At 52.7% G+C, this 13,558-nt stretch carries 4 protein-coding genes and 1 pseudogene; 3 read left to right on the top strand and 2 right to left on the bottom strand.

The window, feature by feature from the left end; translation table 11 throughout:
- Positions 1–309 precede the first annotated feature (309 nt).
- Together MXE41_RS11080 and MXE41_RS11075 are read right to left on the bottom strand one after the other, a co-directional pair.
- The gene (locus MXE41_RS11080) at positions 310–2,055 is read right to left on the bottom strand and encodes a diguanylate cyclase (protein WP_247100531.1); all 1,746 of its coding nucleotides are present in this window, start codon (positions 2,053–2,055) and stop codon (positions 310–312) included.
- A gap of 205 nt (positions 2,056–2,260) precedes the next feature.
- The gene (locus tag MXE41_RS11075) at positions 2,261–9,328 is read right to left on the bottom strand and encodes a diguanylate cyclase (protein WP_247100530.1); all 7,068 of its coding nucleotides are present in this window, start codon (positions 9,326–9,328) and stop codon (positions 2,261–2,263) included.
- Between the two features lie 667 nt (positions 9,329–9,995).
- On the opposite strand from MXE41_RS11075, the gene MXE41_RS11070 reads away from it, so the two are divergent.
- From MXE41_RS11070 to MXE41_RS11060, 3 genes and pseudogenes are all read left to right on the top strand, one after another.
- Entirely contained in the window at positions 9,996–11,315 is a 1,320-nt protein-coding gene (locus MXE41_RS11070) for a Y-family DNA polymerase (RefSeq protein ID WP_246978329.1), read from the top strand.
- A gap of 220 nt (positions 11,316–11,535) precedes the next feature.
- Positions 11,536–12,246, top strand: a complete 711-nt coding sequence (locus MXE41_RS11065; protein WP_247100529.1) for a septation protein IspZ — start codon at positions 11,536–11,538, stop codon at positions 12,244–12,246.
- Between the two features lie 677 nt (positions 12,247–12,923).
- Positions 12,924–13,558: pseudogene (locus tag MXE41_RS11060) on the top strand (flagellin); the annotation flags it as partial.

Raw genomic sequence — 13,558 nt, 5'->3', positions numbered from 1 at the left:
AACCGGCTACAGACAGCGTCCACAACCGGCTACAGACAGCGTCCACAACCGGCTGCATACAGCTTCCACAACCGGCTACAGACAGCGTCCACTACAGGCCACAGACAGCGTCCACTACAGGCCACAGACAGCGTCCGCGCCTTGCTGCCATAACCGGGCTCAGCGCAGTGGGCTGTGTCAGGTGATGCAGCCTGCCGGGTTGTTTTTCGCTGTCCGTAATGACAAAAGCCAGAGCATCCTGCAAACAGGGAGCTCTGGCTTTTTGTCTTGTTGAGGCCTGGCTGGTGACAGCCTGATGCCTGCAAATATCTAATATGGGGTCTTGGCGGTGCGCACAGTGGTCATACGGGCGCCCTCCTGACCTGGACGGGCCATGATTTGTTCAGGCTTAACCCCAGAACCAGCCGAAGCTGGCAGAGCTGTACCTGGAATCAGGGCACAAGACTGATCTGAAGCAGAGGTGACCACTTCAGATGCTACACGCAACGTCGCCTGCCCGCCATCTGCCTCTGACAGTACTGGCTGGGACTGACTGTCAGCAAGTTCTTCAGGACGGGTCTGAACCTGTCCCACAGAATGGTCATGCTCTTCAGAGGCTGCTGCCAGTGCAGCGGCAGCCGGTGTGCCAGCCGGAGCAGCAATGGCACCTGGAACGTTCGGTATGGCTCCAGCTGCAGCGGCAGCTGCAGCTGCCATATCAATAGCGGCGTCAGGTACACCATCGTGCATGTGCTCGCGCTGCTCAGGTGAGAGGTATTCAAGACGACGGCCATCACGCATGGAGACAGGACGTCCCTTGCGCTTTTCAAGGTAAACCTTGAGCTTGCCGTAATTGTCCTTGCGGTTGGCGTCCTTGTTGGCCTGCATGCGCACGTCAGCACGCTCAATACAGGCGTGCAGGGTATCCTGCTCTACCTCGCCCATGGTGGCGCGTCCAAAGCCCACGAAGGTAGGCATAACCTCAGGAGAGCTGTTGTGCCTGTCGATATAAGCCACCATATCGTTCATAATGGCGGCGCATTCATCGGCATCACAACGGGTCATAATGACCAGGAACTCATCACCGGCAAGGCGCATGATATCGCACGGACGGGTAACAACTGTGGTCAGGGCCTCGGTTACAGTCAGCAGCAGAATGTCGCCATCGGCATGACCAAGCACATCATTGGTAATCTTAAGACCGGTAACATCAGCATAAATAACAGAAACGGGAGCGGAGCGCTCATCCTGCCACCTGGCTGTATTGTGCTGGAAGAAAGAGCGGTTTTTCAGGCCCGTAAGAGTGTCGGTGTAAAGCAGCTGCTTGATGTTGTCAAAGTTATCCTGGACAAGATTGATGTCCGAGAAGCTGCCAATCAGAGAGGTAGCTACGCCGTTTTCATTACGGCCCAGAACAATGCCACGGCCCAGTGCCCAGATGTAGTGACCATCGTAGTGACGCAGGCGCAGACAGAACTCAAAGCTGTCGCCGTAGTAAGGCGTTACAGTGATGTGATGTTCGATTTCCATCATGTCCCTGTCATCAGGGTGCACCAGGGCAACCCACTCATCCCAGGTCTGAGGAAACTCACTTTCATCATATCCCAGCAGACGGCAGTAGCTGGAGGAAAAGCGCAGGCGGCCTGATTCAACGTCCCAGGAGAAGAAGTCATCTCCGGCAATTTCCCTGGCGATAAACTCCGAGAAAGTAGACTGGGCATTAACCATATAGCCGGTGGCGTAACGCACCTTGCCATCGGGGAAGCGGGTCAGAACAGAGCCATTGATAACATAGGACTGACCGGCATTAGGTCCCTGAGTGATTCTGATGTCCTCAAAGATAATGCTGCCCAGATCTCTGGTATCAGTTACACGGAAGTAGCGCTCCATATTGGTCATGGTGATATGCTCAAGCACCACATCCTCGGAGATCCACTCATTGATCTGCTCGATGCCAAAAATAGCGGCGCAATTAACATCCAGCATGAACTGGCGTGTATCACCACGGAAAATCCAATAGCCAGGCACCTGCCTGCCTTCAAGCAGATTCTGCTTACCCGACTGGCTGCTGTTCATCGTAAAAACCTCGTGCTAAAAAGGCACCCTCAAGTGCCACCCGGCTGAAAACCAAATGCTGCTGATATCCTAAGGCCCAGCGCCCCGCCTGCCCAGTGCCGCCCTGGCTCCCCAGGGCAGTGCAGTGCGTCTCCGGCCCAGCGGCCGCTGCCTCTGCCTCTGACTGCGGCACGGCAGCTGTGGCCACAGTGGGCAGGTTCTGAGCTTAATTGTCCTGAGGCTCGACCTCATGGAGATTGGACAGTAAAGCCTGTGCAGCCTCAAGCGCGCCTCTGGTATCGGAACTTTGCAATACTGACTGAGCGCTGGAACGATCTACTTCTTCGCTTTGCAGATGCTCAGGACGCACCAGATCATGGCCCTCATCATGGGCATGGTTGAGCACATGGCTCTGCACATCAGGGTCTTTGGCATCAACAGCTTCAAAACCGGCGCTGAGATCTTCAGGTACGGTAACCGAATTAGCCGCATATTTCATATCATCCATAGCGGCCTGCTCGGCCTCCATAATCATACGGCGGTGATACAGATCATTGCTGTCAAAGCTGCCTGCTGCCTGACTGCCCTCATATGACATGGCAACACAATTGCCATCAATCAGATCTGACGGGAAGTCTTTGGTAGATACCGAGCTGATTTCCTGTGACTGCACGGCCCAGGATCCATCAGCTACCTGCAGGTCCTGCGGGTCAGCCCCTCCGGCTGCAGCGGCAGTAGCCTCGGCAGCAGTAGCTCCCTGAGCGGCACAGTGCACATCAGATTCACTATGCAAACCGTTTTGTACAGCAGCTGCAGCTGCACCAGCAGCAGCCGCAGCGCCTGCATCTGAAACCTCATATGGCTGAGGCTGAATGCTGCTGTCAGCTGCTGCATCAGTAGCGGCGGTGACAGCGGCTGCAGCTGCGGTGTCGGCGGTGGCGGCTGGGGCCCTGCCGTCGGTGGCGGCCATAAAGACCTCAGCTGATGCCTGAGCATCAGGGCGCTCACTGTACTGCATCATGTTGGCAGCCTTGACCACATCACTGGAATGATTGCGAGCTTTTACCTCAGCATGCTCGTTGCGATTGAGCAGCGGACAGCCCTGCACCTGCAGACGCATTACCGAGGAGACGAAGTCATCGTCCATGGCCAGCTCACGGCTCATGCCACGGGTTGAGCTTACTGCCAGCTGGCTTACGCTGCTGAAATCAATGGTGGCAGGAGTTATGCGCCGTGCAGATCCTGATCCTGACTGATCATGTACCTTGCTTGAGGCGCGCATATCTGAAATGCTGGACATGCCAAGGTTGTTATCAGTACTGCCGTTTTGAGTAAGGCGCTCATCCTCGAGCTTTTGCTCCTCAGGAGAGCGCAGCTCAGTAAGAGCACGGCCAATCTGATAGCGTGGGCTTTGCCAGCGGGAGCCGGCAAAGGATCCCTTAAAGCGGCGCAACACTTCACTGTAAGGTGATGGTGCCGGAGCCGGTGCCGGGCTTGAGTTCTCCATCTCTGGCAGTGGCTCAAGACCACGGGCTTCGCGCTCACGGGCATCAAGCTGAAATTCAGGTACTACATCAGGCTGATCTTCCTTGTCCTTTTCAAGATACTCAAGGCGTCTGTTGTCCGTAAGATCCACAGGGTGACCAAGAGCAGCCTCGATAAAGGCACGCAGTGCGGTATATATGCGCTCACGGTGTACAGTCTTGTACTCCTGCAGACGTACGTCGGCACGGGCCTCGCAGCGCAGGAAGGTATCACCGTCATCAATTTCATTAAGAGTGGCAATACCAAAGCCAAAGTAGATTGGCAGCGGGAATTCGTGGTTGCGGTTACGCTCATCCAGAGCACAGGCAAATTTGTTAATGAAAATCTTGCACTGCACATCTGAGCAGTTGGTGAAAATCAGCAGGAACTCGTCACCGGACAGGCGTACCACCTCGTGGTCAAGATAGACATCGGTAGTAAGAATCTGAGCTGACAGTTTGACCAGCTCATCACCCTTGGCGTGACCAAGATAGTCGTTGATAACCTTAAGGCCTGAGATGTCCACATATACCAGTGACAGCGGCTGACTTTCCTCCATGGTGAAGTACTTGTAGCGGCTATTGAGGTACAGGCGGTTGTGCAGGCCGGTCAGAGGATCCTGATAGATTGAACGCTTGAGACGCTCGAAGTTGGAGCGAACCACATCGATATTGGTGGTGGTACCGATAATACGGGAAGCCTTGCCTGAGCGACGGCGCTCAATAACCAGGCCACGATCGATACACCAGATGTAGTATCCGCCACGGTGCTTGATACGATAGATGCTCTCGTAATAATCACCCATGCGCGGATTGTAGATAATGTCACTCTGACGGCGGTAAACAACCAGATCCTCAGGATGAATGAAGTTTTCTTCATATTCGCTGATGGTTGCAGGCATGGCCTCGTTTTGATCAAGGCCGAGCATGATGTGGAAAGCCGGGCCAAAGTGCACTTCACCGGTAAAGGTATCGATATCAAAGGATGCGGAGTGGTTCATGAAGCGGCACATACACTCCATGAAGTTGCTCTTAATCTGGGTAAAGTAGCCCGATACCAGCATGGCAATACCGGTATCATCACGCTGTACTACAGAGCCTGAGATATACAGGCACTCTCCCTGATGCGGGCCCTGCTTGATGCGCACATGCGAGAAGACATTATTGCCCTCAGATGGACTGAAGAAGACACTGAAGAGCTCCTCTTCATCAATCAGAGCCAGCTGATTGTTGATAAAGGAGCTTGGTACCCAGTCACCGGTATAGGTAATGCCAATAAGACGGCAGCTCCCCTCATCGAGAAGATAGCGATCCTCACCATTGTCATAGAGGAAGTAACAAGGCATGTAGCCGCCACGGTAATTGGCATTGTCACTGCGGTGACCGGTATGCGGCATACCGGGAGCAAAGAAGTCATGAGGAGCATCGCCACAGCTGTCTGCAGCACTTACTCCCACACCGGCAGGAGGTGCCAGCGGACAGGCCGCACCGGCCTGATCAGGCAGACCCTGCGGCTGGGCAATGGTACGCTCATGGCCCTGAATTACATAATTCTGGCGACTTTCATCATCAGCAAGACCTGATGCCATACCGCCTGTTGGGCTTACCACCCATGCTGAAGACACAGATGCTGCCCTGTTTGCACCTGAGGCCGCTCCTGATGCGCCTTGAGCTCCTGACACACCTGAGGAGGCTGAAGCTCCGTCAGCAACAGCACCATCAGAACTCTGACCATCACAGGCAGGCTCCGGCTCTGGAATATAGCCGGCTTCTTCCTGAGGATTGACCGGAATGATATGACCTGCAGGGGATGCAGTCGGCATATCATCAAGCGGACCGTCGCAGGCAAAGGCACTGGCTGGCAGAGTGCTCTCTTCGTGAGCCTCAACTACAGTGCTGGTCCAGTACTCAGGATCCTCATGGCGGATCTCGCTTTCGTTGATGTCGTTTTCAAGGTCGGAACGGACATTGGAGACCTTGCCCAGTCTGCCAATGCTCTCGTGGCTGTCGAGAAGTCCGGGATCAAGAGCCTTATTGTTATGCTCTGCTGTATCCTGGGAACCAAAAGACTCATCATAGGCAGACTTTGGCTGGCCTACAGAAATTTCATCACCACGGTCATGCAGCTTGAAATCTTCAACAGAAACAGTATCGACATGCTCACCACCGGCCGATGATGAATGAGTAGCTGATGAAACACCAGGCACCAAGGTTCCGGCAGTATGAGGCTGGATTCCTGCAGCTCCACTGTAGATATCCACGTCCATGTTGGCGCGGGCACCAAAGCCCAGGAACACCCGGTCACGAGGCATGTTGGAGCGGCTGGTGGTCTTGAAATAGGCAAAAGGACGACGGCCCATGGCAGTACTGCCATGATAGCCGGCAGCAGCGGCAGCAGCAGGACCAAGCATGCCCGGGGCTACCATGGTCATTTCAGGGCCTGATACCGCAATGCCAGCTCCTGATCCCTGCGTGGAAATGCTGTTGGAACTTTCAGTATGAGAGCCCGAACCTTTGGCAAAGAGCAGCGAGCCCAGGCCTTCCTTCATTGCAATTTCGGCCAGAGCACGGGCATTTTCCATCATGGCGCTGTTATTGTCGCGCTCCTGCTGGGCCATTCTCTGAGCATGCTCACTTTCTTCAATCTGATCATGGCGCTCATGAGCAATGGCACGGGCACGCGCAATTACACGCTCATATTCCTCACGGGAATGAGCGGTATAAGGGTCAAAAGAACCCTCAAGCTCGGCTCTGATGCTGCTTTCACTGTCCTTGCTGCCATCACTACCGTCAGCATCATCACAGCCAGCCACTGATTCAACAGCAACAGCCTCGGAAATAAAATCAGTGCCCTTATCTTCCTCAGCTGCAGCCCTGCCGTCCCCCTCATCAGCCACATCGGCATCAGTCGGCCCTTCAGCGGACTGCACAGCCTCAGCACTTGCACTTTCAGCCTCGCACTCAGCCGGCTCTTCGGCGGACTGCACGGACTCAGCACTTTGGGCCTCGCACTCATCAGTATCTTCTGCGGACGGCACAGCCTCAGCACTTTCAGCCTCGCATACAGCAGGCTCTTCAGCTGACGACACAACCTCAGCACTTTCAGCCTTGAACTCATCAGGCTCTTCAGCTGACGGCACGGCCTCAGCACTTTCAGCCTTGCACTCATCAGGCTCTTCAGCTGACAGCATGGCCTCAGCACTTTGGGCCTTGCACTCATCAGGCTCTTCAGCGGACGGCACAACCTCAGCACTTTCAGCCTTGCACTCATCAGGCTCTTCATCAGACTGCACGGCCTCAGCACTTCCAGCCAGACATGCTGCTGGCTCTTCAACATGCTCTACGGACATCGAGCATTCAGAGCCTTCATCAACATCAGATGATCCGGCCTCCTGAGCATCAAGTCTTTCGGCCTCATGCTCAGCTTCAGCATCTTCTGAGCTGCATCCGCACAGAGGCTCAATCTCATCTTTTTGAGGTTCGTCCAGACGTGACAAATCCTCTGAACTGCTATCTTGAGCATCAGATATGACACTGCCATGGCCCCATGGGGTCAGGGCATCACTTTGCAGATCACCGGCATAACCGTAAAGACTTACAGGCTGATTATCTTCTTCAGAACTATCTTCTGTACTGTTATCAGACTCGGAGCATTGAGTATCGCATCCATCAGCATCTGCAGCCATCTCTACGGACTGTGAGGACTTTTCCTCACTGAAAGACGGATTTTCAACTGACTCTACCGACTCTGAGCTGTCATCATCACTGTCGGATGACTCTGCAACTGTCTCTGCCATAACAGAGGCCTCAGCCTTACTGTCAGCAGATTCTTCTAATTGCTCCAAAGTATTGGAGCACGCACTCTCACATGCATCAGACTCCAAAGCTGCCTCTGTTGAATCAGAGGATACAGCCTCGCAGATAGCCTGTTCTTCAACTGCTTCAACCAGTTCAGGGGCTATGGCCTCACTGGCGGCAGACACTTCAGCTGATTCTTCTTTTTCCGGGCAGGCAGCATCGCAGGCGGCAGGCTCTTCTACTGGTTCTACCGTCTCAGAGGTTGTGACCTCACTTGCAGCTGTCTGTTCAGCTGGCTCTACTGATTCAGGAGCTACGGCCTCACTGACAGCAGACACTTCAGCTGATTCTTCTGTTTCCGGGCAGGCAGCATCGCAGGCGGCCGGCTCTTCTTCTGGCTCTGCATTCTCTGAGGTTTCGACCTCAATTGCCGCTGACTCTTCAGCTGGCTCTACTGATTCAGGGGCCTGGGCGTCACTGGCAGCAGACACTTCAGCTGATTCTTCTGTTTCCGGGCAGGCAGCATCGCTGGCGGCAGGCTCTTCTACAGGCTCTACCGTCTCAGAGGTTGTGACCTCACTTGCAGCTGTCTGTTCAGCTGGCTCTACTGATTCAGGGGCCAGGACCTCACTGGCATCAGACACTTCAGCTGATTCCTCTGTTTCCGGGCAGGCAGCATCGCAGGCGGCTGGCTCTTCTTCTGGCTCCACCGTCTCAGAGGTTTCGATCTCACTTGCAGCTGTCTGTTCAGCTGGCTCTACTGATTCAGGGGCTACTGCCTCACTGGCAGCAGACAATTCGTCTGATTCTTCTTTTTCCTGGCAGGCAGCAGACAATTCGTCTGATTCTTCTTTTTCCTGGCAGGCAGCATCGCAAGCGGCTGGCTCTTCTTCTGGCTCCACCGTCTCAGAGGTTTCGACCTCACTTGCCGCTGTCTGTTCAGCTGGCTCTACTGATTCATGGGCCTGGGCCTCACTTGCAGCAGTTTCATTATATTGCTCATCTAAACGGGAGCTGGCACTCTCACATTCATCAGATTCCAAAGCTGCATCTGTTGAATCAGAGGATACAGCTTCGCTAATAACCTGTTCTTTAACTGGCTCTACAGCCTCTGATGTCTCAGCCTCACCGGCACCAGTAACTTCTGTCTCAGCAGACTCTGCCTCACAAATGGCTGGCTCTACTGATTCAGGGGCTATAGCCTCACTGACTGATTTTTCGTCATATCGCTCCTCTAAACGGGAGCTGTCACTCTCACATGCGTCAGATTCAGAAGCTGCCTCTGCAATATGAGAGGATACAGATTCGCAAATAACCTGTTCTTTAACTGGCTCACCGGCATCTGATGCTTCAGCATTGATAACGGATGGCGCTGTGACCGGCTCTTCGGTCTTAATGTCCTGAGCCGCACTGGCAGCAGCTTGCTCAGCTGGATTACATTTTTCAGAGATTAAGCCGGACCGGGCACTCTCGAGATCCTGCTCCGAGTCGACAGTTGACGAGTCGCCCTCGGCTCCTGAGTCGCCTGACTCATTGGCTCCCTGTACTGTACCTTCCTGTACAGCTGTGGCTGCATCATGTACCGACACCGATACTGATGGCCATGCAGGAGCTGCAGTGCTCGCTGCCTTAACTGAAGGAGCTGCTGATACTGCTGGCTGAGCGGATGATGCTTCGGATTTTATATTGTTAGCATCACTGTTAGTAAATACTGTTTCTGCAGACTGAGCACTATGCTGACGTTCAAGAGCTGCAACAGCATTGTGATAGCTTTCATATGGTCGAGAAGGTCTTAAGTGACCTGGTCGTGCCTGGGCCTGCATACGCAAACTCTGCCACTGAGAGCGTGGCATGGCTTCCTTCTGGTCCTGCTGAGCTGCCTGGGCACGATCTGCTAAACCGACAGAGGTTCTGTCAGCGCCCGCAGTGCTTTCAGCTTCAAAGTGACCAGAGCGGGATTGTGTGTTGTCCATAGCTCTCCTTAGTACGCATGCTCAGTCCCTGATTAAGACAAATCAGGGCTAAAGAAAAAACTTTCAGACGTCAGATAGCACGCCAATGCAGCAGCGCACAGACAGTGACGCACTGCCTATGCTTGATTGTGGAGCACCCTCAAAAGGGACTGTCCATGGACAGCCTCATGTTTGCTTATGGCAGTGGTGCCCGCACGGGGCCTGTGGAGCCTTGCTCCACTTTTGACCAATTATAGCAATCATGGCCCGCAGTAACCGGATTAAGATGCATAATTTTGAGCAAAAAGGGCACACCTTTTCCCATAATCAGGCAGAGCTCACAATCAGAGATCCTGGTTTCATAACAAATGCAGTGATGTATTTACTTTTTTGTATATACGATATAAAGCATCTGTAAGTGCATAATCAGAGCAAAACCATGATTTACAGGCCCTGACAGCGTCGAGGTGTAGTTATATCCCGAATCTCATCCTACCCTATGCACTATCAATGCCACAATTTACATCCTGGTGTGTCCCGGCGCCTTGTTTGGCTATAATTCAAGGCACTCAATTGAGGTCCCAGCAATGAGCTCCATGCTGCTCACCATCCTGTGATCACTTTGAATTAATGAAATAGTACCGGAACCAGTAACAGAGCAATTAACAGTTAGTGGAGCTTTGCAGCCATGAGTAAGGACACTGAAGATCCTGATTCCATCAGATACGAGCGGGTCTACCTGCTGGTGGACTGCAACAACTTTTTCTGCAGCTGCGAGCGACTGTTCAGACCAGATCTGGACGGCCGTCCTCTGCTGGTACTTTCCAATAATGACGGCTGTGTCATTGCCCGTTCCCAGGAGTCAAAAGACCTGGGTATTCCCATGGGCATAGCTGTGTTTAAAATCAGGGATAAGATAGCCCGCCACAAAATTGTCTGCTTTTCTTCAAACTTTTCACTGTACCTTGATATTTCCCGCCGCGTCATGGAGGTTCTGGAGCATATCTGTGACCACACTGAAGTTTATTCTGTAGACGAGGCCTTTCTGTGCTTTCGCAACTTGACGGAAAAGGAAGCTCAGGACAAAGCTGTACTGATACGCAACGCAGTATTCAACCTGGTTGGAATAACGGTAGGTGTAGGAATAGCCCGAACCAAGACTCTGGCCAAACTTGCCAATCATCATGCCAAAAAGCAGCGTGGCGAGACTCACGGCGTCTACTCGGTACTGCGTGACTTTCCCCGTATGCGCCTGCTGCGCCGTAATCCCGTCGATGAGATATGGGGGGTTGGACGCCGCCTGAATGAAAGCCTTCGCAACGAAGGCATTGTAACTGCATGGCACCTGTCTACCCAGAGCCCTCAGGCCATCAAAAAGCGTTATAACGTTGTGCTGATGCGTACAGTGCAGGAGCTGAACAATATCAACGCAGTAGAAGATGAGTCAGACAGCAATGACACCATGCAAATCATGTGGTCGCGCTCCTTTACCCGTCGCCTGACCACCATTGAGGAACTGCATCAGGCTCTGGCAAACTTCACGGCATCGGCCTGTCACAAGCTGCGCAATCAGCACAAGTACTGCAGCCAGATAACGGTATTTATACGCACTTCATATTTTGGCAACGATCCCAAGTTCGCTGCTGACCGCTCTGCCCTTCTCAAGGTACCTACAGCCGATACCCGCGAAGTTCTTTATGTGGTTCACGAACTGCTCAAGCAGATTTATGTTGATGGCTATAAGTACAATAAAGCCGGAGTGCTGCTGTCCTCACTGTCTACCAGCCGCTCTTTCCAGAACGATCTGTTTACACAAAACCGCAGTGATGAAGATACAGCCCGCTCTGATGGCCTTATGGCTGCCATGGATAAAATCAACCATCAGGGGCATGCCCATCATATCTTCCTTGGAGCCCAGGGTGTGGAGCAGGCTGAGGCATTCTCCAATAAAAACTCCCTGTCACCACGCTACACCACCTCATGGGATGACCTGCCTCAGCTTGAATAGCCTGCAAAAGTCCTTATCTCCATTCACCCCAGGCAATTGCCAGGCATGCACCTTTATCATTTGTGATCAATCTCTGCATCAGGACCGTCGATTTTTGCGATAATACCGTGATCAGGCCTTTAAACCTGAAGGCCTGTATGACTGATCCTGTTTCAGTCGGATGGACCCGCTCTTTGTAAGGAACGGCTCCGCTTCTCAAGCAAAACACAATGGAAAACTAATGCTCGCGAAGATTCTGGATTTTGCACCTGCCATAGCCTTTTTCGTGACCTACCGCTGGACTGGTGATCTGGTCCTGGCAACAGGCGTTATCATTGCCGGCTGCATACTGTCATTTGCCATTCAATACCTGCTGTGGCGCAAAACCTCACGCATTCAGGTCTTTATGACCATTGCTGTGATGTTATTCGGACTTCCAACCATTCTGTTAGATGATCCTCAAATCATCAAATGGAAGCCAAGTGTAGTCAACTGGATTCTTGCCATTACCATTGGCGTGCTTCAGTTTGGCCTTAAGCGCAATCCTTTTGCCTACCTTTTTGGCCGCGAAATGCCGCTGCCTGAGCCTATCTGGTTTAAGCTGGGCAGTTACTTCATGTTCTGGTTTACTTTCGTCGGTATAGTAAACATGGTCGTAGCTTTCTACACTCCATACCTGTTTGATATTGACCTCAAGACAGCAGAGTCATGGTGGGTAAACTACAAGACCTTTGGCAGCCCAGCCCTGAACGTTACCTTTACTATCTTCATTTTTGCCGTAGTCCTGCGTCGCCACCCTGAGGTTCTGGCCATGTTCAAGGAAATTCGCAAGAATCCTGATGGTTCTGAGCAAACTCATTCTGCAGCCTCAGCTTCAAATTCAGGCGAGCCAGCTGTCTGCCCTGTTCGCAACGAAGCCGAGTTTGAAAGCTCTCCACAGGACAGAAAATAATCAGGGCCTGGATCATACCCCCCATCCCCACATATCTGACCGCCTCCTGACTGCCATATAAGATCAGCCACAGCAGCGGTCCCCGCAAAAGGCCTGAGAGCAGCGCGCACTCAGGCCTTTTTGCTTCTTACGCCCGGCCTCACCAGGCTCACACAGCCCACGTCCAAACTGAGATACTCACCCGTTGATCTCCCTGCCCATGCCATGCCAGTAGCTCCACCATAACAGCTGTTTGAGTATCTTCATAAAGCTGAAGTTCCCAGATTCAGACTGTTCCCGTCACTGGGCTCAAGAACATGCTGAATATCGCATTGTTTTACTTATTTGCTCGATATAAATCATCTTTTGCGTCATTATCAGCCCGGACTGCCAAACTTATAAAACAGATTTACACTCTACTATTTACGCATAAACTAATGTATCTATAATAGATACTGAATTCTTATTTATAAGCATGGTTTGCATATTATGGCTTTTATACCTTTACAACAGCGCTACTGAAGCGTTCTGATTAACGATCGACAGCTGCAGGAGTAATTTACAGGGCTTTGTAAACGCTCCCACGCCAGGACGTTCCGTCATAGCAGCATGCCGCCAATAAAGCTGCTCCACCAAATATGCCCGGCCATACCTGCACTGTTCAGGATTGAATAAGTAGAGAAATACTGAGGTTATAAATGGCTGTTTACGTCAATACGAACGTAAGCTCGCTCAATGGACGTCGTTATCTTAACAACGTACAGAATCAGCTTACGACCACATACCAGCGCCTCTCGTCCGGCATGAGAATTAACAGTGCCAAGGACGACGCTGCTGGCCTGCAGATATCCTCCAGGCTGACAACACAGATCAATGGTCTCAACCAGGGCAACCGCAATGCATCTGACGGTATTGCCCTTGCTCAGACCATCGAAGGCGCCATGGATGAAACCACCTCCATGCTGCAGAAAGTTCGTACCCTGGCAGTTCAGGCTGCTAACGGCACCAACACTGCAGAAGACCGCGCTGCCTTAAAGAAAGAAGCTGACGCTCTGGGCTTTGAAATCACCCGTATTGCTCAGCAGACCAAGTTCGGTGGCAAGACCGTTCTGGACGGTGCCAACGACACCTCCATCTACGGCAAGCAGGCCGGTGCTGGTGGTGCAGCTGCTAACGCTGACACCGGTAAGCTGACTTTACAGGTAGGTGCCAACAAAGGCGATACCATCGACTTTGAAGTAACTACTACCATTATGTCCAAGCTGTTCGCTGGCGGCGGCGGTGGTGGCGGCGGCGGCGGTGGCGGCGGTGGTGGCGGCGGCGGCGGTGGTGG

The organism is Anaerobiospirillum sp. NML120449 (genome assembly GCF_023051105.1).
In the GTDB taxonomy this organism is placed as follows: domain Bacteria; phylum Pseudomonadota; class Gammaproteobacteria; order Enterobacterales; family Succinivibrionaceae; genus Anaerobiospirillum.
This window is presented reverse-complemented; position numbering and strand designations above follow the sequence as displayed.